The following is a 25617-nucleotide window of genomic DNA, read 5'->3' as shown; positions in this document are numbered from 1 at the left end:
CTTTTTCTGTGTTCGGGTGTTCGATCCGTGCCCGGACCCTTGCCGAGGGCCGTTGTCAGTGGTCGCTGCGAGACTTGACCGCGCATGGCATCTCCGGCAGTGATCGCAAGGGAGTGATCGGTATGGCAGGCACGAACAGCGGGCGTCCGAGCATCTGCCCGACGGTGTTGTACGCCGACGCGAAGGCGGCGATCCGCCAGCTCACGGAGGCCCTGGGGTTCACCGAACTGTCCGTGTACGAGGGGGAGGACGGCACGGTGATGCACGCCGAGCTGGTGCAGGGCAACGGCGCGGTGATGCTCGGCTCGAAGGGCCGCGGCGGCGTCTTCGACACGGCGATGAAGGGCGCGGGCCCGGCCGGGGTGTACGTCGTGGTGGACGACGTGGACGCACACCACCGGCGGGCCGTGGAGCACGGTGCGGAGATCCTGATGCCCCCGACGGACCAGGACTACGGCTCCCGGGACTACCTGGCCCGGGACATCGAGGGCAACCTCTGGAGCTTCGGCACGTACGCGCCCGACATACAGGGCTGAGAGGCGCTTCGGGGCCGGGGCCGGGGGCTCAACTGCCCCCGGTGTGCACCTGGAAGGCGGCCCGGCGGACGGCCTTGGCCAGCGCCGGGTCGGGGTGCGCGGCGGCGAGCGCGACCAGTACCTGCACGGTGCGCGGGTGTCCCACGGCCCGCACCTCGGTCAGCAGGGCGGGCACGGTCGGCTGCAGCGCGGACTCCAGGTGGCGTACGAGCATCGGCGCCTCGCCGTGGTCGGCGACGGCGGCGGCGGTGTCGACCCACAGCCAGGTGGCCTCCTCGCGGGTGAGCACCTCGTGGGCGTCCTCCGGGTCGATGCCGTCGTGCTCGGCGAGCCACAGCAGCGCGTACGGCCGCAGGGCCGGCTCGTCGACGACCGCGCGGACGTCGGGCTCGGCGGGGGCGCCGACGACGCGCAGCGCCTCGAAGGCGAGGCCGCGCAGCAGGGCGTCGTCCCCGCGGGCGGCGAGCAGCAGCTCGGTGACGGCGCTGCTGACGGTCCGGGCGGCGAGCCAGGCTCGGTACTCGGCGCGGGCCGCGTTCGGGCGGAGCTGGGCGCAGCCGCGGAGCATGCCCTCGGCCGACTGCTCGATGTTCCCGGCGGGGCTCTGCGCGGCGACGCAGATCTGCTCCAGCTTGACCCAGACCGCCCAGCTGCCCAGCGGGGTGAGCGTGGCCTGTCCGGCGCCGTAGGTGAGGGCGCCGACGGAGGCGAGGGCGTGCAGGGCCCAGTCGAGGAGGGGGGCGAGTTCGGCGTCCTGCGCGGGCTCCGCCGGGTCGGCCTCGGCGGAGGGGACCGGGGCGAGGGGCGTGGCGGGTTCGGAGCCGGCGCCGTAGGGGACCTCGCAGCGCTCGGTGCGCAGTTCGGTGACGCGCTGGCGCAGCAGGTCCAGGAGCTGTTCCACGGGGACGGGCCCGGCGGACAGCTGGAGGAAGGAGAGCACCTGCGGCATGGCCGAGACGACCTCGGCGACGGCGGCGGCCTCCTGCTCCCCGGGTTCCGGGGAGGCGAGCGACCAGGCGTCGAACAGGGCGACCCAGCCGCGCAGGACGGCGCTGTCGTCGCGGTCCCAGGCGCGCAGCCGCCAGCCGGGGCGGGCGCTGTCGCCATGCACCTCGACGAGGCCGGCGAGGCGGGCGGTGTCCCAGTCGGCGCGGATCCGGTCCGTGGTCAGGCCCAGATCACTGGCCGCCCGTTCGGCGGTCGCGGCGGAGAGGGTGGCCTTGCCGTCGGTGGTCGCGGCGTCTCGGCCGGGTCCGAGGGCGTTGTCGGCCCAGCGGGCGACGCGGGCCGCGGCGGCCAGTCCGGAGCGCGCCATTCTGGCCAGTTCCGCGGGGGCCGGGGTGCCCTCCGGCGGGCGGGGTGCGGGGCGGCGCGGGCGCCGCTCGTTCACAGCTGAGGGGGCGGCGGCCAGGGGTCGCGGGCGGACGAGTCGAAGCCTGGAGTCGCGCGGGATACGGGACGTCACGGGTGCAGTCTTCCGGTTGACGGTCCGAAAACCCAAACGGAATGTCACGGCGGGCTACGGGACTGGCCAACGCACGGGGTTCCGCGAAGGGTGGGAAGACGTGTTCAGGCCAGTGGTACGGGCTTAAACGGAACGGTCGCGACCGGTACGGGCGGCTCTGCCACAGGCTCACATGAGGGGGGTGAGGAAGCGGCGCAGGGCCTCCTCGTAGGCCGCGGGGTCGACATTCCACATGGCGCCGTGCGGGGCCTGCGGGACGGTGTGCAGGGCCACGAGGTCGGGCCGGCGCGCGGCGAGGCGGCGAGAGGCTCCCCAGGGCGCGACGGTGTCGTCGGGACCGTGCAGGATCAGGGTCGGGACCGTCAGCCGGGCCGGGTCGGCGGCCGCGTCGCCGTCGCCGGGACCGCCGTGCGGACCGGTGCGGCCCTCGGCGGCGCGGACGGCGAGCGGCAGCAGCGGGCCGGGGGTGTGCCGGGCAGCGGCGAGGGCGCGCAGGGTCGTCCGCCAGTCCAGGACCGGGGAGTCCAGCACGAGCCCCGAGACGAGGTCGCGCAGCCCCGAGTCGGCGGCGGCGCGCAGGGCCATGGTGGCGCCGGTGGACCAGCCGAGCAGGACGACGCGTTCGGCGCCGTAGCGCACGGCGTACCGCATCGCCGCGTCCAGGTCGCGCCACTCGGTCGCGCCGAGGTGGTTCAGCCTGTCCGGGGAGCGGGGTGCCCCGAGGTCGCCGCGGTAGGCGAGGGCGAGCACGGGGAAGCGGCGGCGGTGCAGGAAACCCATGATGTTCAGGGCGTGTTCCCGGGTGGTGCCCAGGCCGTGCACGGCGATCACCCAGGTGCGCCGGGCGCCGGGGACGAACCAGGCGGGCAGGCTTCCCAGTTCGCCGGGGACGTCGATGTCGGCGTGGTCGAGGCCGAGGGCGCTGCCGGGGTCGCCGACGTACAGATTCGGGGTGAGCCAGACCGCGTCGCCGGGGTTCAGCGTGCCGTGGGTGACGCGTTCCAGGCGGCGTACGACGGTGTCGGCGGAGTGCGCGGCGGTGGGCAGGACGGCGCCGACGACCGCGTGGGAGCCGTTGCCGGAGAGGCCGTGGGTGCCGGGGCGCAGGGCGGCCAGGTCGCGGGTGAGGGTGATCTGGCCGGCGGCCGTGCGGTGCACCGTGAGCCGGGGTTCGGTGGGCAGGGGCCGGCCGGGCGGCGCCTTCAGCGCGGCGTCGCTGGCGAACCGGCCGACGGCGACACTGGCGGCGCCGGCGGCCAGGGCTGCGGTGACGGCGGCGGCCGTCGCTTTGACAGTGCGCACCCGTCCAGTGTCCTGGCCATCGTCGCGACCGGCCAGTGGAGCTCATCACCGACGGGACGGAGGCCGCTGCCCGTACGCCCGCAGCCGCTCCCCCGCCTCCGCGACCTGTTCCTCCGTCAGGAGGGTGGGACTGCGGCCGGGCAGCGACGAGGCCGTCAGCCACAGCCGGCACATCCACTCCAGCTGGGCCGTGCGGTCGTAGGCCTGGTCGAGGGTGCTGCCGTAGGTGAGGGTGCCGTGGTTCTGCAGGAGGCAGCCGGTGCGGTCGGCGAGGGCCGCGAGCATGTTGGCGGCCAACGCCTCGGTGCCGTAGGTCGCATAGGGGGCGACCCGGACGGCGCCGCCGAGCGCGCCCGCCATGTAGTGGACGAGGGGAAGCTCGCCGACGAGGGTGGAGACGGCCGTGGCGTGCACGGCGTGGGTGTGGACGACCGCACCGGCGTCGGTGGCCCGGTAGACGGCGAGGTGCATGGGCAGCTCGCTCGTCGGGACCAGGGCGCCGAGCACCTGCCGGCCGGTGAGGTCGACGCCCGTGACGTCGTCCGGGGTGAGCCGGTCGTAGGGCACGCCCGACGGGGTGACCAGCACGGTGTCGCCGACGCGCACGGAGACGTTGCCGGAGGTGCCGACGACCAGGCCGTCGCTCACCGTGCGGCGGGCCGTCGTCACGAGCGCCTCCCAGGCCCGCGCCTGGGCCGCACTCCACATGCCGCCCCGCGCGTCCCGGGACCCCCGCCCGTCGCGCCGCTGCTCAGCCATGCCCCGATCCTGCCGGGTGACCAGAATCTCTTCAACGGCTGCGCGACCCGGCCGGAGCGGCTCGCGGGCGGCGAGCAGCCGTACGGACCGCACAGTCACCCCGACATCGGACACCCTGAAGCCCCCCTCAGTTCATCTTCCGTTCACTCAGGTTTCCTACGGTCAACCGACCGATGACTTCGAACGATTGCCTGGGTAAATGGAAAACTTCTCGCTGATCCTCGCGATTGTGGTGGTAACCGCACTCGCGTTTGATTTCACGAACGGTTTTCATGACACCGCCAACGCGATGGCCACGACCATCTCGACCGGTGCACTCAAGCCCAAGGTCGCGGTGGCCATGTCCGCCGCGCTCAACCTGGTGGGCGCTTTCCTCTCCGTGGAGGTCGCCAACACGATCTCCAAGGGTCTCGTCGACGAGACCGGCATCCGTCCCGAGGTCATCTTCGCCGCGTTGGTCGGCGCGATCCTCTGGAACCTGCTGACCTGGCTGGTGGGCCTGCCCTCCAGCTCCTCCCACGCCCTCATGGGCGGTCTGATCGGCGCCACCATCGCCTCGGCCGGCTTCGACGCGGTGCACGGCGACGCGCTGGTCACCAAGGTCCTCATCCCGGCGATCGCGGCGCCCATCGTCGCGGGCGTCGCCGCGATGCTCGCGACCCGCCTCTCCTACACCCTCGGCAAGAAGGCCGACGGCAAGGCCGCCGAGAAGGGCTACCGGGCCGGCCAGATCGCCTCGGCCGGCCTGGTCTCCCTCGCCCACGGCACCAACGACGCGCAGAAGACGATGGGCATCATCACCCTCGCCCTGGTCGCCGGCGGCGCCGTGGCCCCCGACTCCGACCCGCCGGTCTGGGTCATCCTCTCCGCCGGCCTGGCCATCGCGCTCGGCACCTACCTCGGCGGCTGGCGCATCATCCGCACCATGGGCAAGGGCCTGACCGACCTTCAGCCGCAGCAGGGCTTCGCCGCCCAGACCAGCGCGGCCACGGTCATCCTGGCCTCCTCCCACCTCGGCTTCTCCCTCTCCACCACCCACTCGGTCTCCGGCGCGGTGATGGGCGCGGGCCTGGGCCGCAAGGGCGGCGTGGTCCGCTGGTCGACGGCGACCCGCATGTTCGTGGCGTGGGGCCTGACGCTGCCGGCGGCGGCGCTGGTGGGCGCGCTGGCCGAGTCGGTCACGGACCTCGGCGACTGGGGCACGGCGGTCGTGGCCGTCTTCCTGGTGGCCTCCAGCGCGGCGATCTGGAAGATCTCGCGACGTGAGGTCGTCGACGCGTCCAACGTCAACGAGCCCGAGGAATCCCCGGGCGTGATCACCACGGCGATCGCGGCGGTGACCCCGCCCCCGACGGGCACGGTGACCGAGGACCTGACGGCCACGATCCCGTCCCCGGCGACCGCGATCGCGCCCACCGAGCCCGCCGCTCCCCCGGCCGCGGCCGTCTGAGCCCGCGCACCCGGTACGAAGGAAGAGAACCAGCATGAAGATCGACTGGACAGCCCTGGGCTCCGTCTTCGGTGTCAGCCTCGCGGTCACCGTGGGCCTCGTCACCCTGTTCACCCTGGGCATCATGGGCCTGTCCCGCCAGGAACGCGCCACGGCAGAGGGCGGGTCGGCCACTCTCGCGGTGACGGGCGCGTACGCCTGCTTCGCGGCGTGCGCGGCGGCGGTGGCCTACGGGATCTCCCTGATCGTGGCCTGAGCCGTACAGGTTTCTCACCCGGCCCTGCCTGCGGTCGCCCTCTCGGGCGGCCGCAGGCAGGGCCGAGTCATGCTCCGCGCGCCGTGGGACCAGGCCGATGTGGGGTTCTGCACACTCTCCCCGCGCAGGTCAACAGCAAGTTGACGGCCCTTCCGGGCCCGTGGTGGACTGCCCGAGCCATGTACGGCGGCAGAAGAGGAAGCCGGTGCGAATCCGGCGCGGTCCCGCCACTGTCACCGGGGTAGTAAGCCCCGGGAGCCAGGAACTCTCGCCGCCGGTCTCGTCGAACCAGGGCGTGGACACCCTGAGTGAGGACATATCGCCATGCCCGCTTGGCCGTTGAGGCACAGCACCAGGTCGCTGCCCGACCCCACGGCCGGCTGAGCCCGTGCAGGCCGATCGCGTTCACGCGTACGGCGCCGCCGCCGGCCTCCTCGGTGACCTGCTCCTCGGCGATCCCCGCCGGGGGCATCCGGTCGCCGTGTTCGGGCGGGCGGCCGCAGCCGTGGAGCGGGTGCTCTGGCGCGACCACCGCGGCTGGGGGGCCGTCCACACCGTCGTCTGCGCCGGTGGGGCCGTGACCCTGGGAGCCGTCGCCCGCAAGGCCGTACGTCCCTCTTCGGCCGCTTCTCTCGGCCTCACCGCCGCCGCCACCTGGGCGGTGGTCGGCGGGACCTCTCTCGTCCGGGAGGCCCGCGCCATCGGTCGGGCCCTCGAAGCGGGGGACGTCGAGGCCGCCCGGGAACGGCTGCCGCATCTGTGCGGGCGGGATCCGCAGGCGCTGGACGCGGACGGGTTGGCCCGGGCCGTCGTGGAGTCCGTCGCCGAGAACACCTCCGACGCCGTCGTGGGGGCGCTCGTGTGGGGGGCCGTCGGCGGGGTGCCGGGGCTGCTCGGGTTCCGGGCCGTCAACACACTCGACGCCATGGTCGGGCACAGGTCGGCCCGGTACCGGCGGTTCGGGTGGGCCTCCGCGCGGCTCGACGACCTCGCCGGGTGGCCGGGGGCGCGGCTGACCGCCGTACTGGCCGCCGTCGCGGGGGATGATCCGCGGGCCGCGCTGCGGGCCTGGCGGGCGGACGCCGGCCGGCATCCCAGCCCCAACGCCGGGCCCGTCGAGGCCTCCTTCGCGGGCGCGCTCGGCGTGCGGCTGGGCGGGACGCTGTCGTACGGCGGCCGGGTCGAGCACCGGCCGGTCCTGAACGGGGCGGCCGGGCGGCCCGTCGTCGCCCACGACATCGAACGCGCCGCACGGCTCTCGCGCCGCGTCGGCCTGCTGGCGCTCGGCGTCACCGTCGCCGCGCGCGCCATCGTCACGACAGGGAAGGGGCGGACGAAATGAGCGGGGGACTCCTCGTCGCGGGCACCACCTCCGACGCCGGCAAGAGCGTCGTCACGGCCGGGATCTGCCGGTGGCTGGTGCGGCAGGGCGTCAAGGTCGCGCCGTTCAAGGCGCAGAACATGTCCCTCAACTCGTTCGTGACGCGTGAGGGCGCCGAGATCGGGCGGGCGCAGGCCATGCAGGCGCAGGCGTGCCGGGTCGAGCCGACCGCCCTGATGAATCCCGTGCTGCTCAAGCCCGGCGGCGAGCAGAGCAGTCAGGTCGTGCTGCTCGGGAAGCCCGTCGGGGAGCTCAGCGCGCGTGGCTATCACGGGGGGCGGCAGCAGGAACTCCTGGGAACCGTTCTCGACTGTCTCGCCGAGTTGCGGGGCACGTATGACGCGGTGATCTGTGAGGGGGCCGGCTCTCCTGCCGAGATCAATCTTCGGCGGACCGACATCGTGAACATGGGGATCGCCCGCAACGCCGGGCTCCCGGTCCTCGTCGTCGGCGACATCGACCGGGGCGGGGTCTTCGCCTCCTTCTTCGGGACCGTCGCGCTGCTCTCCCCCGAGGACCAGAAACTCGTTTCCGGGTTTGTCGTCAACAAGTTCCGCGGGGACGTCTCCCTGCTGGAGCCGGGCCTCGACATGCTGCACGGGCTCACCGGGCGGCGGACGTACGGCGTGCTGCCGTTCCGGCACGGGCTCGGGATCGACGAGGAGGACGGGCTCCGGGTCTCCCTGCGCGGGACGATCCGGGAGTCGAACACCGCCCCGCCCGTCGGACAGGACGTGCTGCGGGTCGCCGTCTGCGCGATCCCGCTGATGTCGAACTTCACGGACGTGGACGCGCTGGCCGCCGAACCGGGCGTCGTCGTGCGGTTCGTGGACCGGCCCGAGGAGCTGGCCGACGCCGACCTGGTCGTCGTCCCGGGGACGCGGGGGACCGTGCGCGCCCTTGAGTGGCTGCGCGAGCGCGGCCTCGCCGACGCCCTGCGGCGGCGGGCCGCCGAGCAGCGGCCCGTCCTCGGCATCTGCGGGGGCTTCCAGATCCTCGGCGAGCGCATCGAGGACGACGTCGAGAGCCGGCGCGGGCAGGTCGACGGGCTCGGCGTCCTGCCGGTGCGGGTGCGGTTCGCCCGCGAGAAGACCCTCACCCGGCCCGCCGGTCAAGCCCTCGGCGAGCCGGTCGAGGGGTACGAGATCCATCACGGGGTCGCCGACGTCACGGGCGGTGAGCCGTTCATCTCCGATGGCGAAGGACACAGCCTCGACGGCTGCCGGGTCGGCCAGACCTGGGGCACGCACTGGCACGGCTCGCTGGAGTCGGACGGGTTCCGGCGGGCGTTCCTGCGCGAGGTGGCGGCCGCCACGGGCCGGCGTTTCGTGCCCGCCGCCGACACCTCGTTCGCCGGGCTGCGCGAGGAGCAGCTCGACCGGCTCGGCGACCTGATCGAACAGCACGCGGACACCGACGCGCTCTGGCGGCTCATCGAGTCGGGCGCGCCGCAAGGACTGCCTTTCATTCCACCGGGAGCGCCCGCATGAGCACAGTGTTGTTGTTGTCGACCGCCGACACCGATCTGCTGGCGGCCCGGGCCGCTTCCGGCGCCGACTACCGGATCGGCAACCCGACCCGCGTGGACGTGGCGCGGGAGCTGCCCGCTCTGCTGGACGGCGCCGACCTCGCCGTCGTCCGGCTGCTCGGCGGGAAGCGGGCCTGGGAGGACGGGCTCGCCGCGCTGAAGGCGTCCGGTGTGCCGACCGTGCTGCTGGGCGGCGAGACCGTGCCGGACGCCGAGCTGATGGCCGAGTCGTCGGTGCCGGCCGGTGTGGTGGCCGAGGCCCTCAAGTACCTCGTCGAGGGCGGGCCCGCCAACCTCACCGAACTCGCCCGGTTCCTCTCCGACACCGTGCTGTTGACCGGCGAGGGGTTCCTCGAGCCGCGGAAGATGCCCGAGTACGGCGTCCACGGCGAGCGGGCGTTCGTCGAGGGGCGGCCGACCGTCGGCGTGCTCTTCTACCGGGCCCACGAGCTGAGCGGCAACACCGCGTTCGTGGACACCCTGTGCGACGCGATCGAGGCCCGCGGCGCCAACGCCCTTGCCGTGTACTGCGGTTCGCTGCGCGGGGCGGACGCCGGGCTGTACGAGATCCTGGGGCGGACCGACACGCTTGTCGCCACCGTCCTCGCCGCCGGCGGCACGCACGCCTCGCAGGCCTCGGCGGGCGGGGACGAGGAGGCCTGGGACATCGGGGCGCTCGCCGACCTCGACGTGCCGGTCCTGCAAGGGCTTTGCCTGACGTCGTCGAAGAGCACGTGGGACGCGTCCGACGCCGCCCTGTCCCCCATGGACGCGGCGATGCAGGTCGCCATCCCGGAGTTCGACGGGCGGATCATCACCGTCCCCTTCTCCTTCAAGGAGCAGGGCCCCGACGACGTCCCGGTGTACGTCGCCGACCCCGAGCGGGCCGCACGCGTCGCCGGAATCGCCGTCCGGCACGCCCGGTTGAAGCACAAGGCGAACGCCGACAAAAAGCTCGCGCTCGTCTTCACCGCCTACCCGACGAAGCACTCCCGGGTCGGCAACGCGGTCGGCCTGGACACCCCCGCCTCGGCGGTGAAGGTGCTGGACGCGCTGCGGGACGCCGGGTACGGCGTCACCGAACACCCCGACAACGGCGACGAGTTGATCCACCGGCTCATCAACGCCGGCGGCCACGACGTCGAATGGCTCACCGAGGAGCAGCTGGCCGCCGCACCCGCCCGGGTACCGCTGGCCGACTACCGGGCCTGGTTCGACAAGCTCGACCCGAAGCTTCGGGACGCCATGGTTGAGGCGTGGGGCGAGCCGCCGGGCTCGCTGTACGTCGACGGCGACGACGTCGTGCTCGCCTCCCTGCAGTTCGGGAACGTCGTCGTGATGATCCAGCCGCCGCGCGGCTTCGGCGAGAACCCGATCGCGATCTACCACGACCCCGACATGCCGCCCTCCCACCACTACATGGCCGCGTACAGGTGGCTGGAGGCCGCGGCATCGGAGGGAGGCTTCGGCGCCGACGCAGTCGTGCACATGGGCAAGCACGGCACGATGGAGTGGCTGCCGGGCAAGGGGCTCGGGCTGAGCGGAGGCTGTGCGCCGGACGCCGTCCTCGGCGAACTGCCGCTGATCTACCCCTTCATCGTCAACGACCCCGGCGAGGGCACGCAGGCCAAGCGGCGCGGGCACGCCACCGTCGTCGACCATCTCGTCCCGCCGATGGCCCGCGCCGACACCTACGGCGACCTGGCCAAGCTGGAGCAGCTCCTCGACGAGTACGCGCTCGTCTCCGACCTGGACCCGACGAAGGCGCCGGCGGTGCGCGCGCAGATCTGGACGCTGGTGAAGGCGGCCGAGCTGCACCACGACCTGCACGTCGACGACCAGCCGGACGACGACGCGTTCGACGAGTTCGTCATGCACATCGACGGCTATCTGTGCGAGATCAAGGATGTGCAGATCCGCGACGGTCTGCACATCCTCGGCGGCGGGCCGGTCGGCGAGGCGCGTGTGAACCTCGTGCTCGCCGTGCTGCGCGCCTCGCAGGTGTGGGGCGGACAGGCCAACGCGCTGCCCGGCCTGAGGGCGTCGTTCGCGGCCCATTTCGGGCTCAGCGAGAAGGACTTGCTGGCCGAGCCGGGCGCACCCGTGAAGGCGCCGGTCGAGCTGACGGACCTGGTCGAGGGTCCGTCGCGTTCGGCCGCCGACGCCATCGACCTGCTGGAGCAGCTGTGCCGGCGGGTCGCGGAGGGCATGGAGGAGCGCGGATGGGCGGTCGCCGAGAGCCGTGCCCTGGTGCGTGCGGTGCTGGGCACCGAACTCCCGGACGCCGTCGCGGTGTTGGAGTTCGCGTGCACCGAGGTCGTGCCCCGGCTGGAGAAGACCACCGACGAGATCGACCACATCCTCAAGGCGCTCGACGGCGGTTACGTCCCCGCCGGTCCGTCCGGTTCGCCGACGCGCGGACTGGTCAACGTCCTGCCGACCGGCCGCAACTTCTACTCGGTCGACCCCAAGGCCATTCCGTCCCGGCTGAGTTGGGAGGTCGGGCAGGCCCTCGCGGACTCGCTCGTGCAGCGCTACCTCCAGGACACCGGTGAATACCCGAAGTCCGTCGGCCTGACGGTCTGGGGCACGTCCGCGATGCGCACCCAGGGCGACGACATCGCCGAGATCCTGGCGCTGCTGGGCTGCCGTCCGGTGTGGGACGACGCCTCGCGCCGCGTGACCGGGTTCGAGGTGGTCCCGCTGGAGGAACTGGGCCGGCCGCGCATCGACGTGACCGTCCGCATCTCCGGGTTCTTCCGGGACGCGTTCCCGCACGTGATCGGGCTGATCGACGACGCGGTGCGGGCGGTGGCGGAGCTGGCGGAGCCCGCCGAGTCCAACTTCGTGCGCGCCCACGTCGACGAGGACGCCGCCGAGCACGGCGACCGACGGCGGGCGAGCGCCCGGGTCTTCGGCTCCAAGCCGGGGGCGTACGGGGCGGGGCTGCTGCCGCTGATCGACGCCCGCAACTGGCGCTCCGACGCGGACCTCGCCGAGGTGTACGCCGTCTGGGGCGGCTACGCCTACGGGCGCGGACTCGACGGGCGGGCGGCGCGCGGCGACATGGAGACGGCGTTCAAGCGGATCGCCGTCGCCGCGAAGAACGTCGACACCCGCGAGCACGACCTCGTCGACGCCGACGACTACTTCCAGTACCACGGCGGCATGGTCGCCATGGTGCGGCACCTGACCGGCGCCAACCCCGAGGCGTACGTGGGCGATTCGGCCGTCCCGGACCAGGTGAGGACGCGCACGCTGGGCGAGGAGACGCACCGGGTGTTCCGCGCCCGGGTGGTCAACCCGCGCTGGATGGCGGCCATGCGGCGGCACGGCTACAAGGGCGCCTTCGAGATGGCGGCGACGGTCGACTACCTCTTCGGCTACGACGCCACGGCGGGCGTCGTCGACGACTGGATGTACGAGAAGCTCAGCGCGGAGTACGTCTTCGACGCGGAGAACCGGGACTTCATGAAGAAGTCCAACCCCTGGGCGCTGCGCGGGATCACCGAGCGGCTCCTGGAGGCCGCCGACCGCGGGCTGTGGGCCGAGCCGGACGCCGACACGATCGAGCGGCTGCGCGCCACCTATCTGGAGCTCGAAGGCGACTTGGAGGGCGACGAGAAGTGAGTACTCCTTTCCCGTTCACGGCCGTCGTCGGCCAGGACGACCTGCGGCTCGCGCTGCTGCTGAACGCCGTGTCGCCGGCGGTGGGCGGTGTGCTGGTCCGGGGTGAGAAGGGCACCGCCAAGTCGACGGCGGTGCGGGCGCTTTCGGCGCTGCTGCCCGAGCTGGACGTCGTCTCCGGCTGCCGGTTCTCCTGCGACCCCGGCTCCCCCGACCCGGCCTGCCCGGACGGTCCGCACGAGCCGGGGGCGTTCGCGACCCGGCCCGCGCGGATGGTCGAGCTGCCGGTGGGCGCCTCCGAGGACCGGCTCGTCGGCGCGCTGGACATCGAGCGGGCGCTCGCCGAGGGCGTCAAGGCCTTCGAGCCGGGGCTCCTCGCCGACGCGCACCGCGGCATCCTCTACGTCGACGAGGTCAACCTCCTCCACGACCACCTCGTCGACCTGCTGCTGGACGCGGCGGCGATGGGCGCCTCGTACGTCGAGCGCGAGGGCGTCTCCGTGCGGCACGCCTCGAAGTTCCTGCTCGTCGGGACGATGAACCCCGAAGAGGGCGAACTGCGGCCGCAGTTGCTCGACCGGTTCGGGCTGACCGTGGAGGTGGCCGCCTCGCGCGAGCCCGACCAGCGGGTGGAGGTCGTACGGCGGCGGCTCGCCTACGACGACGATCCGCAGGGGTTCGCCGCGCGGTGGGCGGACGAGGAGGCCGCCGTACGCGGCCGGATCGCGGCGGCGCGTGCGCTGTTGCCGTCGGTGCGGCTGGGCGACGGGGCGCTGCGGCAGATCGCGGCCACCTGCGCCGCCTTCGAGGTGGACGGCATGCGGGCCGACATCGTCATGGCGCGCACCGCCACGGCGCTGGCCGCCTGGGCCGGGCGGACGGACGTGCTCGCGGAGGACGTACGCCAGGCGGCGCTGCTCGCGCTGCCGCACCGCCGGCGCCGTAATCCCTTTGACGCGCCCGGACTCGACGAGGACAAGCTCGACGAGACGCTGGAGGAGTTCTCCGGCGAGAGCGAGGGCGAGGGCGAGAGCGAGGGCGACGAGGATCCTGATCCGGACGGGCCCGGCGGGGGTGGCGGGCAGCCGCCGTCCGACGGGCCGCAGGCCGACGGCGGCTCCGGTGCGCGGCCCGAGGCCGGGGAGGACGGCGAGCCGCGGGCGTCGGGGGCCTCGGAGCAGTCCGCCGTACGCTCCTCCGAGCCGTTCCGGACGAAGGTGCTGAGCGTGCCCGGGATCGGTGAGGGCGCAGCCGGGCGGCGTTCGCGGGCGCGGACCGAGCAGGGACGAACCACGGGTGCGCGACGGCCTCGAGGCGCCCTGACCAAGCTGCACCTGGCGGCTACCGTGCAGGCCGCCGCGCCGCACCAGCGGGCGCGGGGGCGCTCCGGGCGGGGGCTCGTGGTGCGGCGTGACGATCTGCGGCAGGCGACCCGGGAGGGGCGTGAGGGCAACCTCGTGCTGTTCGTGGTCGACGCCTCGGGGTCCATGGCCGCCCGGCAGCGGATGAGCGCGGTGAAGGGCGCCGTGCTGTCGCTGCTGCTGGACGCCTACCAGCGGCGGGACAAGGTGGGGCTCGTGACGTTCCGGGGGGCGGCGGCCGAGGTGGCGTTGCCGCCGACGTCCTCGGTGGACGCGGCGGCGGTCCGGCTGGAGTCGCTGCCCACGGGTGGGCGGACACCGCTCGCCGCCGGGCTGCTCAAGGCGCACGACGTGCTGCGGGTGGAGCGGCTGCGGGATCCGGCGCGGCGCGCCCTGGTCGTCGTGGTGACGGACGGACGGGCCACCGGTGGGCCGGAGCCTGTCGCGCTCGCGGGGCGGGCGGCCCGGCTGTTCGCCGCCGAGCAGGTCGCGTCGGTGGTCGTGGACTGCGAGTCCGGGCCGGTGCGGCTGGGGCTCGCGGGGCAGCTCGCGGGTGAGCTGGCAGGTACCGCAGTGACGCTGGACGCGTTGCGGGCGGACTCCATCGCAGGGCTGGTGAGGAACGTGCAGGGGACTTCCAGGAGGGCCGCGTAATGCCGCAGGGACAGCCGAGTGTGGTGCCGGACGACGGTCTGACGACTCGTCAGCGACGGAACCGGCCGCTGGTCGTCGTGCACACGGGGATCGGGAAGGGGAAGTCGACCGCCGCGTTCGGGCTCGCGCTGCGCGCCTGGAACCAGGGGTGGCCGATCGGGGTGTTCCAGTTCGTCAAGTCCGCGAAGTGGAAGGTCGGCGAGGAGAACGCACTGCGGGTGCTGGGCGCCAGTGGTGAGGGCGGGACCGTCGACTGGCACAAGATGGGCGAGGGATGGTCCTGGGTCCAGCGGGATCTTCAGGGGGACAACCTCAGCAACGAGGAGAAGGCGCGCGAGGGCTGGGAGCAGGTCAAGCGGGACCTCGCCGCCGAGACGTACCGGCTGTACGTGCTCGACGAGTTCGCGTACCCCATGCACTGGGGGTGGGTCGACACCGATGAGGTGATCGAGGTGCTGCGCGACCGGCCCGGGACCCAGCATGTCGTGATCACCGGGCGGAACGCGCCCGAGAAGCTGGTCGGCTTCGCCGATCTCGTCACCGACATGTCCAAGGTCAAGCACCCGATGGACGCGGGGCAGAAGGGGCAGAAGGGCATCGAGTGGTGAGTGCTGTTCCCCGGTTGGTCATCGCCGCGCCCTCCTCGGGCAGCGGCAAGACCACCGTTGCCACGGGGCTGATGGCCGCGTTCGCCGCGCGGGGGCTCGCCGTGTCCGCGCACAAGGTCGGGCCGGACTACATCGATCCCGGGTACCACTCACTCGCCACCGGGCGGGTGGGGCGCAACCTCGACGCGTATCTGTGCGGGCCGGAGTTGGTCGGGCCGCTGTTCGCGCACGGTGCGCGCGGGTGCGATCTGGCGATCGTCGAGGGCGTGATGGGGTTGTACGACGGGGCCGCGGGGGAGGGCGAACTGGCGTCCACCGCGCAGGTGGCGAAGTTGCTGAGGGCGCCGGTGGTGCTGGTGGTGGACGCCTCGTCGCAGTCACGGTCGGTGGCGGCGTTGGTGCACGGGTTCGCCTCCTGGGATCCGCAGGTGCGGGTCGGGGGCGTGATCCTCAACAAGGTCGCCTCGGATCGGCACGAGGAGTTGTTGCGGGAGGCGTTGGAGTCGGCCGGGGTGCCCGTGCTGGGCGTCTTGCGGCGGGCGCCGCAGGTGGACACGCCTTCCCGGCATCTCGGGCTGGTTCCTGTCGCCGAACGGCAGGCCGCCGCGGTCGACTCCGTCAGGGCGATGGCGGCGCAGGTCTCCGACGGATGTGACCTCGCCGCTCTGGAAGCGCTGGCCCGTACCGCCGGTGCCGTCCCGGGGGGCTCCGCCCCCTGGACCCCCGTCTCGCCCACCCACGACCACCCGACTCGGGGCAAGAAGCCGACGCCCGTGATCGCCGTTGCCGGTGGGTCCGCTTTCACCTTCTCCTATGCCGAGCACACCGAACTGCTCGCCGCCGCCGGGGCCGACGTGGTCGCCTTCGACCCGTTGCGGGACGAGTCCCTCCCGGAGGGGACCGCCGGGCTGGTCATCGGGGGCGGTTTCCCCGAGGTGTACGCCGCCGAGCTGTCCGCCAACGAGCGGCTGCGCAAGGAGGTCGCCGCCCTCGCGGAGCGAGGTGCGCCGGTCGCCGCCGAGTGCGCCGGGCTGCTGTACCTGTGCCGGGAGCTGGACGGGCAGCCCATGTGCGGCGTGCTCGACGCCACCGCCCGGATGTCCGACCGGCTCACCCTCGGCTACCGGGACGCCGTCGCGGTGAGCGACAGTGTGCTGGCGCCGGCCGGGACGCGGATGCGGGGGCACGAGTTCCATCGCACGGTCGTGGAGCCGGGGTCGGGGGCGGTCCCCGCGTGGGGTGTGCGGACCCCCGAGCGGCGCGTCGAAGGCTTCGTACAACAAGGTGTGCACGCGAGTTATCTGCACACGCACTGGGCGTCCGAGCCCGGTGTGGCCCGTCGGTTCGTGGAGAGGTGCCGGACGTCATGAGCAGCAAGCTGGTCGGAGTCGGGGTGGGGCCCGGGGATCCGGAGCTGGTGACCGTCAAGGGCGTCAACGCGCTCCGGGCCGCCGACGTCGTCGTCGTGCCCGTGATGGACAGCGGTGAGCGGGGGCGGGCCGAAGCCACCGTGCTGCACTACGTGCCCGAGGACAAGGTGGTACGGGTCGTGTTCGCGTTGAACGAGCGGACCGACCGGGCGCGGCGGGAGGCCGCCTGGGATGCCGCCGGGGAGCGGGTCGCCGCGCTGCTGCGGGAGCACGGCGGGGTCGCCTTCGCGACCATCGGCGATCCCAACGTGTACTCCACCTTCACCTACCTCGCGCAGACCGTCGCGGAGCTGGTGCCGGGGACCCGGGTCGAGACCGTGCCGGGCATCACCGCGATGCAGGATCTCGCCGCCCGGTCGGGGGCGGTGCTGACCGAGGGCACCGAACCCCTGACCCTGGTGCCGGTGACCGCCGGTTCCGCCGTGCTGAAGGACGCGCTCGCCGGGCCCGGGACGGTCGTCGCATACAAGTTCGGGCGGCAGGCCGCCGAGGTCGCCGAGGCGCTCAGGGAGACCGGGCGGATCGGGGACGCCGTGTGGGGGTCGGCGCTCGGGCTGGCGGAGGAGTCCATCCGGCCCGCCGCCGAGCTGGACGGCGAGCCGCTGCCCTACCTGTCGACGCTCATCGCTCCCGCGCGACGCGAGAACGGCCGGGGCGGCAAGCTGTGAGACCCGCCGGGACGGGCCCCGGGTCAGCTCGCGAGGCCCACGACCAGCCAGATGAAGGCCGCGCCGGCGATCGTGCACAGCACGGTCGAGCGGGCGGGGTGTTCGTGGTGGGCCTCGGGCAGGATCTCGGCGGCCGCCAGGTAGAGCAGCGCGCCGCCGAAGAAGCCGAGATAGCCGCCGAGCGCTTGCTCCGGGATGGTGACGAAGGACGTCGAGGCCGCGCCCGCCATCGGTGCCGCCGCGTCCGCGAACAGCATGAACAGGGCCCTGCGGCGGGCGTTCCCGTACAGGCTGGTGATCGTGTACGTGTTGAAGCCGTCCGCGAAGTCGTGGGCGATCACCGCCAGCGCCACGGCGACGCCCATGCCGCCGCCGACCTGGAAGGCCGCGCCGATCGCCACGCCGTCCATGGCGCTGTGGCCGACCATCGCCGCGGCCGCCGTCAGACCGACCTCGGGGGCTCTGCCGTTGTGTTCCTCGGCGCCGTGCGCGGCCTGGCGCACCGCGAGCAGGCGTTCCACCAGATGGGCCAGCAGGAAGCCCGCCACGAACAGCAGGAGTGCGGCGGGGACGCCGAAGACCTCCGTGCCGGCCGCCTGAAGGGCCTCCGGCAGCAGGTCCAGACCGACCACGCCCAGCATCAGGCCGCCGGCCAGGCCCAGCACCAGGTGACGGCGGTCGGTCACGCGTTGCGCCGTCCAGCCGCCGGCCAGCGTCATGAGGAACGCGCCGAGCGCGACGAAGACCGCCATAGGCCCTTGGTATCCGATCGACCCCCGGCCGCGCACATCCGGCCACTGCCCTGACCTCCGTCACGCCCCGTTACGACCCGCTTTGAGAGGAATCGAACCCATGGCCGATGCCCCCACCGGCAAGGTGACCTTCGTCGGTGCCGGCCCCGGCGCCGCCGATCTGCTGACGTTCCGTGCCGCACGCGCCATCGCCGAGGCCGACGTCGTGATCTGGGCCGCGAGCCTGGTCCAGGCGGAGGTTCTCGAGCACGCGCGCGAGGGTGCGGAGATCCTCGACTCGGCGACGATGTCCCTGGAGGACGTGGTCGCCGTCTACGAGCGGGCCCGGGCCGAGGGTCTGCGCGTGGCCCGTATCCACTCCGGCGATCCCGCCCTGTGGGGCGGTACGCAGGAGCAGCTCGACCGGTGCGACGAGATCGGCATCGACACCGAGATCGTGCCCGGCGTCTCCTCCTTCTCCGCCGTCGCCGCGCTCGCCCGGCGTGAGCTGACGATCCCCGAGGTCGCGCAGTCCGTGGTGCTGACCCGGCTCGGCGGCGGCAAGACGCCGATGCCGCCCGGCGAGGAGGTGCGCGAGTTCGCCAAGCACGGCACCACGATGGCGATCTTCCTGTCGGCGGCCCGCAGCGGGCAGCTGGTGCGGGAGCTGCTGGAGGGCGGCTATCCGACGGGCACCCCGGTCGTCATCGCCCACCAGGCGACCTGGCCGGAGGAGCTCGTCGTGAAGTGCACGATCGAGACGCTGGAGGAGACGGTCAAGGAGCACAAGCTCTGGAAGCACACCCTGTTCCTGGTCGGCCCGGCCCTCGACGCGCACGGCACCCGCTCGCACCTGTACCACCCGGGTCACTTCCACGGTCACCGCAAGGCCGACCCGGAGGCCCGCCGGGCCCTGCGCGAGCGGGGTGCCCGTACATGAGTCCCTCGGGTCGCCTGATCACGGTGGTCGGTACCGGGACGGGCCAGGGGACGGGGACGGGTGCGCCGGTCGCCTCCGACGTGGTGTCCGGCGCCGAGCTCGTCGTCGGCGGGCGGCGGCACCTCGACGCCGTGCCGCTGCCCGCGACCGCCGACCGGATCGTCCTCGGACCGCTCGCGCCGGCCCTGGACGCCATCGAGGAGTACGTCGGAAAGGGCCGGCGGGTGGTCGTGCTGGCCTCCGGCGATCCGGGGTTCTTCGGGATCGTGCGGGCGCTGGCCGAGCGGTTCGGGCCGGCCCGGCTGGACGTGCGGCCCGGGGTGTCCTCGGTCGCCGCAGCCTTCGCCCGCCTCGGGCTGACCTGGGACGACGCCGTCGTCGTCAGCGCCCACGGGCGGGATCCGCGGACGGCCGTCAACGTCTGCCGGGCGCATCCGAAGGCCGCGGTCCTGACCGGGCCCGGCGCCGGGCCCGCCGAGCTGGGGGCCGCGCTCGCGCGCAGCGCGCCCGGCCGCGTGCTCGTCGTCGCCTCCGCGCTCGGCGACCCCGGGCGCGAGCGCGTGGAGCGGGTCTCCCCCGCCGAGGCCGCGCGACGGGACTGGGGGACGGCGGTGAGCGTCGTCCTGTGTCTGGACGAGACCCGGGTCCTCGGTCCCGTGCGGACGCTCGCGGGCGGCGGGCGTCCGGTGGGATGGGCGCTGGCCGAGGGCGATTTCACGCACCGCGACTCGATGATCACCAAGTTCGAGGTGCGGGCGCTGGCCCTGGCCCGGCTCGGTCCGCGCCCCGGCGACCTGGTCTGGGACGTGGGCTCCGGGTCGGGGTCCGTGGCCGTGGAGTGCGCGCGGCTCGGGGCCGCCGTCAGCGCGGTCGAGAAGGCGGCGGACGGGGTGGAACGCATCCGCGCCAACGCCGGTGCGCACGGCGTCGACGTGCACGTCGTGCACGGCAGCGCGCCCGACGCGCTGGCCGGACTCGACACCCCCGACGCCGTGTTCGTCGGCGGGGGCGGGCGCGAGCTGCCGGACATCGTCGGCGTGTGCGCGCGGCGGGCCCGGCGGGCCGTGGTCGTCGCGATGGCCGCCCTGGACCGGGTGCCGGCGGTGCGGAGCGCGCTGACGGACGCCGGGTTCGACGTCGACGGGGTGCTGCTGCAGTCCTCGCGGCTGGCGCCGCTGCCGGGGGACGTCACCCGGCTCGCGGCGACCAACCCCGTCTTCCTGCTGTGGGGGACCCGAACCCCCGTCGGCTCAAACCCCCTTGATCGAGAAGGAGTTGCTCTGTGATCGGCCTCATTTCCGCCACCGCGGCGGGGGCGACGGCACGCGACCGGCTGGCCGCGGCATGGCCGGAGCGCACGCGCGCCTACGACGGACCCGTCGGGGACGCCGTACGGCGGGCGTTCGCGGAGTGCGAGCAGCTCGTGTGCTTCCTGGCGACGGGAGCCGTCGTCCGGCTCGTCGCGCCGCTGCTCGGCGACAAGGCCTCCGACCCGGGTGTGGTGTGCGTCGACGAGGCCGCGCGGTTCGCCGTGTCGCTGGTCGGCGGGCACGGCGGCGGCGCCAACGAACTCGCCCGCGAGGTGGGTGAGTTGCTGGGTGCCGAGCCAGTGGTGACCACGGCCACGGACGCCGTCGGCATCCCGGGTCTGGACACCCTCGGCCTGCCCGTGGAGGGCGATGTGGCCGGCGTGACACGGGCCCTGCTCGACGGGGAGCCGGTCGCGCTGGACGCCGAGGTGGCGTGGCCGCTGCCGCCGCTGCCGTTCGCCGAGCGGGGCACGCGCACCGTCCGGCTGACGGACCGTGCGCTCGAACCCGCCGACGGCGAGGTGCTGTTGCGGCCGCCGTCCCTCGTCGTCGGCGTCGGCGCCTCCAAGGGCGCCCCGGTCGAGGAGGTGCTCGCTCTGGTCGAGGGCGCGTTGCGGGACGCCGGGCTGTCCCCTCGTAGCGTCGTCGCGCTCGCCACGGTGGACGCCAAGCGCGAGGAACCCGGCATCGTCGAGGCCGCCGCGCGGCTCGGGGTGCCCGTGGTGACGTACTCCGCCGAGGAGTTGGCCGCCGTCGAGGTCCCGAACCCCTCCGACGCGCCGCTCGCCGCCGTCGGCACGCCCTCCGTCGCGGAGGCGGCCGCGCTGGCCGACGGGGGTGAACTCCTCGTGCCCAAGCGGAAGTCGGAGCGTCCGGACGGGCAGCCCGCGATGGCGACCTGCGCCGTCGTACGGCGGCCGGGACGCGGGCGGCTCGCGGTGGTGGGGCTCGGGCCCGGTGCGCGGGACCTGCTCACCCCGCGCGCGAAGGCGGAGCTGCGGCGGGCCGCCGTGCTCGTGGGGCTCGACCAGTACGTCGACCAGATCCGCGACCTGCTGCTGCCCGGCACCCGGATCCTCGCGTCGGGGCTCGGGGCCGAGGAGGAGCGGGCCCGCACGGCCGTCGCCGAGGCCCGGCGCGGGCAGGCCGTCGCGCTGATCGGCAGCGGGGACGCGGGCGTGTACGCCATGGCCTCCCCCGCGCTCGCCGAGGCGTCCGACGACATCGACGTGGTCGGGGTGCCCGGTGTGACCGCCGCGCTCGCGGCCGGAGCGATCCTCGGTGCGCCGCTCGGCCACGACCACGTGTCGATCAGCCTGTCCGACCTGCACACTCCGTGGGAGGTCATCGAGCGGCGGGTACGGGCGGCGGCCGAGGCGGACCTCGTCGTCACGTTCTACAACCCGCGTTCCCGGGGCCGCGACTGGCAGCTGCCCAAGGCGCTGTCGATCCTCGCCGGGCACCGGGAGCCGACGACGCCGGTGGGCGTCGTCCGCAACGCCTCGCGGCCGGACGGCAGCAGCCGGCTGACCACGCTCGCGGAGCTCGACCCGGCGTGGGTCGACATGATGACGGTCGTGACCGTCGGCAACACGGCGACCCGGGACATCGCGGGACGCATGGTGACGCCGCGCGGCTATCGCTGGCAGGAGAGCCCGCGAAACACGCAGGAGCAGCAGGAGCAGCAGGAGCAGGGGGTGGCGCGGTGAACCCCGCGGCCCGTGTGGTCCACCCCATCGAGCAGGAGTCCTACCGGCGGCTGCGCGCCCGCCTGGACACCTCGCACTTCCCGCCGCTGACGCGGGCGGTGGTGGAGCGGGTCATCCACTCCGCCGCCGATCTCGACTACGCGAGCGATCTCGTCATGGACGAGGGCGAGTTGGCGACGGCGCACGCAGCGCTGCACGCCGGGGCGCCCGTCGTCGTGGACGTGGCGATGGTCGCGGCCGGGATCACCCGCCGCGACACCGTCTGCCGGCTCGGGGACGCCGAGTCCGGGCCGGGGCTGACCCGTTCGGCGCACGCGATACGGCTCGCGTACGAGCAGGTCGGCCCGGGCGCCCTCTGGGTGATCGGCAACGCGCCGACCGCGCTGGAGGAGCTGCTGACCCTGGACGCCGACCCGGTGCTCGTCATCGGCCTGCCCGTGGGCTTCGTCGGCGCGGTCGAGTCCAAGGCCGCGCTCCGCGAGAGCGGGCTGCCCGCGGTCAGCAATGTGTCCGAGAAGGGCGGGTCGGCGGTCGCCTCGGCCGCGCTCAACGCCCTGCTGTACCACCCTGCCTCACAACCGCTTCCACAATCTGTTTCGCAGCCCCTTGCACACCACGTTTCACCGTCCGTTCCGCAGTCCGAGGAGACATCGTGACCACCGCGCCGCCCGCCCTGCTCATCGCCGGCCATGGCACCCGGGACGATGCCGGGGCCGAGGCGTTCCGCGACTTCGTACGGGAGTTGGGGCGCCGCCACGCCGAACTGCCCGTCGCGGGCGGCTTCATCGAGCTGTCCCCGCCGCCGTTGGGCGACGCGGTCACGGAACTGGTGGAGCGCGGCGTACGCCGGTTCGCCGCCGTGCCGCTGATGCTGGTGTCCGCCGGGCACGCCAAGGGCGACATCCCGGCGGCCCTGTCCCGCGAGAAGGAACGCCACCCGGGGATCTCCTACACGTACGGGCGGCCGCTGGGCCCGCACCCGGCGCTGCTGAACGTGCTGGAGCGGCGACTGGACGAGGCCCTCGGCACCACGGGGCGTACCCCCGAGGACCTGGCCGACGTCACCGTGCTGCTGGTCGGCCGCGGCTCGACGGACCCGGACGCCAACGCCGAGGTGTACAAGGCGGCCCGGCTGCTGTGGGAGGGCCGCGGGTACGCGGGCGTGGAGACGGCGTTCGTGTCGCTGGCCGCGCCGGACGTGCCCAGCGGCCTCGACCGGTGCGTGAAGCTCGGCGCCAAGCGGATCGTCGTCCTGCCGTACTTCCTGTTCACCGGGATCCTGCCGGACCGGGTGCGGCACCAGAGCGAGGGCTGGGCGGCCGCGCACCCCGAGGTCGACGTGCGCGCGGCGGACGTCATCGGTCCCGAGCCGGAGCTGCTCGACCTGGTGATGGAGCGGTACGAGGAGGCCGTCAAGGGCGATCTGCGGATGAACTGCGACTCGTGCGTGTACCGGATCGCGCTGCCGGGGTTCGAGGACAAGGTGGGGCTGCCGCAGCAGCCGCACTTCCACCCGGACGACGACGACCACCACCACGACGGGCACGGGCACCCTCATCACGGAGGGCACACGCACTCCCATGCACACTGACGGGCACGGGCACGATCTGCGCCACCACGGGGACGCGGAAGTACGCGACGACGGCTCGGCGCTCGTCGACCTCGCCGTGAACGTCCGCGCGGACACGCCGCCGCGCTGGCTGCGGGAGCGCATCGCCGCGTCTTTGACGGGCCTCGCGGCCTACCCGGACGGGCGGGCCGCCCGGGCGGCGGTGGCGGCCCGGCACGAGCTGCCGGTGGAGCGGGTGCTGCTGACGGCGGGCGCTGCGGAGGCGTTCGTCCTCCTCGCACGGGCCCTGAAGGTCCGTCACGCCGTCGTCGTGCACCCGCAGTTCACGGAGCCGGAGGCGGCGCTGCGGGACGCCGGGCACGGCGTGCACCGGGTGGTGCTGCGCGAGCGGGACGGCTTCCGGCTGGATCCGGCGGCCGTCCCCGAGGACGCCGACCTGGTGGTGATCGGCAATCCGACGAACCCGACGTCGGTGCTGCACCCGGCAAAGACGCTCGCCGGGCTGGCGCGGGCCGGACGGACGCTGGTGGTCGACGAGGCGTTCATGGACGCGGTGCCCGGCGAGCGGGAGGCGCTCGCCGGGCGCACGGACGTGCCCGGCCTGGTGGTGCTGCGCAGCCTGACGAAGACGTGGGGGCTGGCCGGACTCCGGATCGGCTACGTCCTCGCCGCCCCCGAGACGATCGCCGACCTGGAGCGGGCGCAGCCGCTGTGGCCGGTGTCCACGCCGGCGCTGGCGGCGGCGCAGGCGTGCATGGGCGCCCAGGCACTCGCGGAGGCCGCGCACGCCGCGCATCGCATCGCCGCGGACCGCGCCCATCTCGTCGCCGGACTGGAGGAGTTCGCCGCCGACGGGGTGAGCGTCGTGGGGCCCGCAGACGGTCCCTTCGTCCTCGTACGACTGCCCCGGGCCGCCGCCGTCCGCGGGCGGCTGCGCACCCTGGGGTTCGCGGTCCGGCGCGGGGACACCTTCCCGGGGCTGGACGCGCGGTGGCTGCGTCTCGCGGTACGGGACCGGGCGACGGTGAACCGTTTCCTCCAGGCACTGGACCAGGCGCTGGCACTGACCCGGGAATGAGGGCGGGGCGCGGGCACCGGGGGGACGTCCGTGTCCGTGCCCCCGCCCGTCCGGTCAGCCGCGGCGGCGGGCCAGCGCCACCGCTCCCCCGCCCGCGAGCAGCAGCGCCACAGCGCCGCCCGCGAGGTACGGGGTCGTCGAACTGCCCCCGGTCTGCGCAAGGTCCGCCTGTGCGGGCGCGCTCTGCGCCTTCACGTCACCGGCCGGGGCACGGCTCGACTCGGCGGACCGGTCCTGTCCCTGCCCCTGCTCCTGTCCCTGTCCCTGTCCCTGTCCCTGTCCCTGTCCCTCTTGCTGACCCTGTCCCTGCTCCTGCCCCTCTTCCTGTTGCGGCGCGGCGGGTGTCTCGCAGGTGGCCTCGGCGAGGCTCAGGGTGCCGGTGACGTGGGCGACGTTGAGGTTCAACGGGTTGATGGAGACGGTGAGTTCGAGGGCGGTGGCGGCTGCCGTGCGGGACGTCGTCTCGCGCTTGGACAGGTCCAGGCGGACCTCGCCCACGCCCGGCACCTTCACGTCCGTCGTGCCGCCCGTGCTCACCGACACCTTCTTGCCCAGGACCGTCACCGAGCCGAGCAGGTTGGCGGCGGCGACCGGGGCCTTGCCGGCCTCGCAGGTCGCCTTCGAGGTGACCGCGCCGACCTCGATGAGGGAGAGCAGCGGGAGCCCGGGGATGTGCAGCTTGGCGTGCGCGAGGCGGGTGGAGGCCTCGGCCGACGCGCCGTCGACCGTCGCCTTGGCCTCGGCGACGTCCGCGCGCAGGACGCTGAAGGGCTTTCCGCCGTCGACGCCGTTCAACTCGGCGGTGAGCGCGGTCTTCTCGGCGCTCTGCGGGGCCCGCACCTCGTTGAGGGAGACGGCGAGGGGGACGTCGACGGTCTTGTCGAGCAGGGCCACGTCGAGGCCGGTGCGCAGGACGGTCGCGCTCGCCCGGCCCTGGTCGCCCCTCGCGTGGGCGGGGCCCGCGCCGGTCAGGGCCGCGGGACCTGCGGCCAGGGCCGTGGCCGCCACGACGGTGGCGACGCGACGGGCGCGTGCGGGCATGCGGAAGGTGTTGCCGTTCAAGGGTGGGACCCCCAGAAGAGACGCTTCGGGACCCCGCAAGAATTACGTACGAAGGGTGAACGGTCAGCGGGCTGACGCGAGTTCACTCCAACGTGAGTTTTCCGTGCACATCTTCGAATCCATCGGCACGTACGTTCTCCACAACCCCTCGCGCGACGCCCCCCTCACTCCCCTCGCCCCGCGCACTCCCCC

Annotated in this window: 21 protein-coding genes and 1 riboswitch; of the genes, 16 read left to right on the top strand and 5 right to left on the bottom strand. The window is 73.8% G+C overall.

The annotated features are described in order from the left end of the window. The first annotated feature begins 122 nt into the window (after window positions 1-122). Window positions 123-536, top strand: coding sequence for a VOC family protein (locus B5557_RS34610; RefSeq protein WP_079663162.1), 414 nt, complete (start codon window positions 123-125; stop codon window positions 534-536). Between the two features lie 28 nt (window positions 537-564). Here the strand turns inward: B5557_RS34610 and B5557_RS34605 are convergent, their stop codons facing one another. The 3 genes from B5557_RS34605 to B5557_RS34595 all read right to left on the bottom strand — a co-directional run bounded on the left by B5557_RS34605 (window position 565) and on the right by B5557_RS34595 (window position 4062). Next, window positions 565-2001 carry a hypothetical protein gene (locus tag B5557_RS34605; RefSeq protein ID WP_173877767.1) on the bottom strand — a complete coding sequence of 479 codons (1437 nt, stop codon included), beginning with the start codon at window positions 1999-2001 and terminating at the stop codon, window positions 565-567. A 168-nt stretch (window positions 2002-2169) separates the two neighbouring features. Next, the gene (locus B5557_RS34600) at window positions 2170-3303 is read right to left on the bottom strand and encodes an alpha/beta hydrolase (protein WP_079663160.1); all 1134 of its coding nucleotides are present in this window, start codon (window positions 3301-3303) and stop codon (window positions 2170-2172) included. Between the two features lie 45 nt (window positions 3304-3348). After that, complete coding sequence (locus B5557_RS34595; RefSeq protein ID WP_079663159.1) at window positions 3349-4062, bottom strand: class II aldolase/adducin family protein; 714 nt, start codon at window positions 4060-4062, stop codon at window positions 3349-3351. A 199-nt stretch (window positions 4063-4261) separates the two neighbouring features. On the opposite strand from B5557_RS34595, the gene B5557_RS34590 reads away from it, so the two are divergent. The 9 genes from B5557_RS34590 to cobI all read left to right on the top strand — a co-directional run bounded on the left by B5557_RS34590 (window position 4262) and on the right by cobI (window position 17025). Further along, window positions 4262-5512: an inorganic phosphate transporter gene (locus B5557_RS34590; RefSeq protein ID WP_079663158.1), complete on the top strand. Its 1251-nt coding sequence runs from the start codon at window positions 4262-4264 to the stop codon at window positions 5510-5512. A gap of 34 nt (window positions 5513-5546) precedes the next feature. After that, window positions 5547-5768, top strand: a complete 222-nt coding sequence (locus tag B5557_RS34585) for a hypothetical protein (protein ID WP_079663157.1) — start codon at window positions 5547-5549, stop codon at window positions 5766-5768. A gap of 147 nt (window positions 5769-5915) precedes the next feature. Continuing rightward, window positions 5916-6055: riboswitch (cobalamin riboswitch) on the top strand. Between the two features lie 101 nt (window positions 6056-6156). After that, window positions 6157-7110, top strand: a complete 954-nt coding sequence (locus tag B5557_RS34580) for a cobalamin biosynthesis protein (RefSeq protein ID WP_079663156.1) — start codon at window positions 6157-6159, stop codon at window positions 7108-7110. Then, a complete protein-coding gene (locus tag B5557_RS34575) occupies window positions 7107-8639 on the top strand; it encodes a cobyric acid synthase (protein WP_079663155.1) in 1533 nt (510 codons plus the stop codon). The genes B5557_RS34580 and B5557_RS34575 overlap by 4 nt, the downstream gene beginning before the upstream one ends. Next, window positions 8636-12307, top strand: a complete 3672-nt coding sequence (cobN, locus tag B5557_RS34570) for a cobaltochelatase subunit CobN (protein ID WP_079663154.1) — start codon at window positions 8636-8638, stop codon at window positions 12305-12307. Before B5557_RS34575 ends, cobN begins: the two co-directional genes overlap by 4 nt. Further along, the gene (locus B5557_RS34565; RefSeq protein ID WP_079663153.1) at window positions 12304-14319 is read left to right on the top strand and encodes a putative cobaltochelatase; all 2016 of its coding nucleotides are present in this window, start codon (window positions 12304-12306) and stop codon (window positions 14317-14319) included. The genes cobN and B5557_RS34565 overlap by 4 nt, the downstream gene beginning before the upstream one ends. Continuing rightward, window positions 14319-14927, top strand: a complete 609-nt coding sequence (cobO, locus tag B5557_RS34560) for a cob(I)yrinic acid a,c-diamide adenosyltransferase (RefSeq protein ID WP_079663152.1) — start codon at window positions 14319-14321, stop codon at window positions 14925-14927. Before B5557_RS34565 ends, cobO begins: the two co-directional genes overlap by 1 nt. Then, complete coding sequence (locus B5557_RS34555) at window positions 14921-16297, top strand: cobyrinate a,c-diamide synthase (RefSeq protein ID WP_079663151.1); 1377 nt, start codon at window positions 14921-14923, stop codon at window positions 16295-16297. The genes cobO and B5557_RS34555 overlap by 7 nt, the downstream gene beginning before the upstream one ends. Beyond that, window positions 16294-17025, top strand: a complete 732-nt coding sequence (gene cobI / locus B5557_RS34550) for a precorrin-2 C(20)-methyltransferase (protein WP_099938242.1) — start codon at window positions 16294-16296, stop codon at window positions 17023-17025. Before B5557_RS34555 ends, cobI begins: the two co-directional genes overlap by 4 nt. Before the next feature lie 23 nt (window positions 17026-17048). On the opposite strand, the gene B5557_RS34545 is transcribed toward cobI, so the two are convergent. Then, window positions 17049-17777 (bottom strand): ZIP family metal transporter, encoded by a 729-nt coding sequence (locus tag B5557_RS34545; protein ID WP_079663149.1) that lies wholly within the window; start codon window positions 17775-17777, stop codon window positions 17049-17051. Between the two features lie 100 nt (window positions 17778-17877). Here B5557_RS34545 and cobM point away from each other — a divergent pair, with 100 nt between their 5' ends. Genes cobM through cobC form a run of 6 tightly spaced genes read left to right on the top strand, consistent with a single transcriptional unit; the run spans window position 17878 to window position 24363 of the window. After that, entirely contained in the window at window positions 17878-18696 is an 819-nt protein-coding gene (gene cobM / locus B5557_RS34540; protein WP_079663148.1) for a precorrin-4 C(11)-methyltransferase, read from the top strand. A 14-nt stretch (window positions 18697-18710) separates the two neighbouring features. Next, window positions 18711-19982, top strand: coding sequence for a precorrin-6y C5,15-methyltransferase (decarboxylating) subunit CbiE (gene cbiE / locus B5557_RS34535; protein WP_079665163.1), 1272 nt, complete (start codon window positions 18711-18713; stop codon window positions 19980-19982). Continuing rightward, a complete protein-coding gene (cobJ, locus tag B5557_RS34530; RefSeq protein ID WP_079663147.1) occupies window positions 19979-21715 on the top strand; it encodes a precorrin-3B C(17)-methyltransferase in 1737 nt (578 codons plus the stop codon). Before cbiE ends, cobJ begins: the two co-directional genes overlap by 4 nt. Next, a complete protein-coding gene (locus B5557_RS34525; protein ID WP_231976122.1) occupies window positions 21712-22371 on the top strand; it encodes a precorrin-8X methylmutase in 660 nt (219 codons plus the stop codon). Before cobJ ends, B5557_RS34525 begins: the two co-directional genes overlap by 4 nt. Further along, complete coding sequence (locus B5557_RS34520; protein ID WP_079663146.1) at window positions 22368-23306, top strand: sirohydrochlorin chelatase; 939 nt, start codon at window positions 22368-22370, stop codon at window positions 23304-23306. Before B5557_RS34525 ends, B5557_RS34520 begins: the two co-directional genes overlap by 4 nt. Next, window positions 23296-24363 (top strand): Rv2231c family pyridoxal phosphate-dependent protein CobC, encoded by a 1068-nt coding sequence (gene cobC / locus B5557_RS34515; RefSeq protein WP_079663145.1) that lies wholly within the window; start codon window positions 23296-23298, stop codon window positions 24361-24363. Before B5557_RS34520 ends, cobC begins: the two co-directional genes overlap by 11 nt. A gap of 54 nt (window positions 24364-24417) precedes the next feature. Here the strand turns inward: cobC and B5557_RS34510 are convergent, their stop codons facing one another. Then, the gene (locus B5557_RS34510; RefSeq protein ID WP_079663144.1) at window positions 24418-25425 is read right to left on the bottom strand and encodes an SCO1860 family LAETG-anchored protein; all 1008 of its coding nucleotides are present in this window, start codon (window positions 25423-25425) and stop codon (window positions 24418-24420) included. Between the last annotated feature and the right edge of the window lie 192 nt (window positions 25426-25617).

The organism is Streptomyces sp. 3214.6, from assembly GCF_900129855.1.
GTDB lineage: Bacteria > Actinomycetota > Actinomycetes > Streptomycetales > Streptomycetaceae > Streptomyces > Streptomyces soliscabiei.
This window is presented reverse-complemented; position numbering and strand designations above follow the sequence as displayed.

What these genes read in the sequence shown, in the direction of transcription:
- cobM (WP_079663148.1), top strand. Translation starts at nt 17,878, where the DNA reads ATGGCCGATGCCCCCACCGGCAAGGTGACCTTCGTCGGTGCCGGCCCC.
- B5557_RS34590 (WP_079663158.1), top strand. Translation starts at nt 4,262, where the DNA reads ATGGAAAACTTCTCGCTGATCCTCGCGATTGTGGTGGTAACCGCACTC.
- B5557_RS34585 (WP_079663157.1), top strand. Translation starts at nt 5,547, where the DNA reads ATGAAGATCGACTGGACAGCCCTGGGCTCCGTCTTCGGTGTCAGCCTC.
- B5557_RS34595 (WP_079663159.1), bottom strand. Translation starts at nt 4,062, where the DNA reads ATGGCTGAGCAGCGGCGCGACGGGCGGGGGTCCCGGGACGCGCGGGGC.
- B5557_RS34610 (WP_079663162.1), top strand. Translation starts at nt 123, where the DNA reads ATGGCAGGCACGAACAGCGGGCGTCCGAGCATCTGCCCGACGGTGTTG.
- B5557_RS34545 (WP_079663149.1), bottom strand. Translation starts at nt 17,777, where the DNA reads ATGGCGGTCTTCGTCGCGCTCGGCGCGTTCCTCATGACGCTGGCCGGC.
- cobI (WP_099938242.1), top strand. Translation starts at nt 16,294, where the DNA reads ATGAGCAGCAAGCTGGTCGGAGTCGGGGTGGGGCCCGGGGATCCGGAG.
- cobC (WP_079663145.1), top strand. Translation starts at nt 23,296, where the DNA reads ATGCACACTGACGGGCACGGGCACGATCTGCGCCACCACGGGGACGCG.
- cobN (WP_079663154.1), top strand. Translation starts at nt 8,636, where the DNA reads ATGAGCACAGTGTTGTTGTTGTCGACCGCCGACACCGATCTGCTGGCG.
- cobO (WP_079663152.1), top strand. Translation starts at nt 14,319, where the DNA reads ATGCCGCAGGGACAGCCGAGTGTGGTGCCGGACGACGGTCTGACGACT.
- B5557_RS34575 (WP_079663155.1), top strand. Translation starts at nt 7,107, where the DNA reads ATGAGCGGGGGACTCCTCGTCGCGGGCACCACCTCCGACGCCGGCAAG.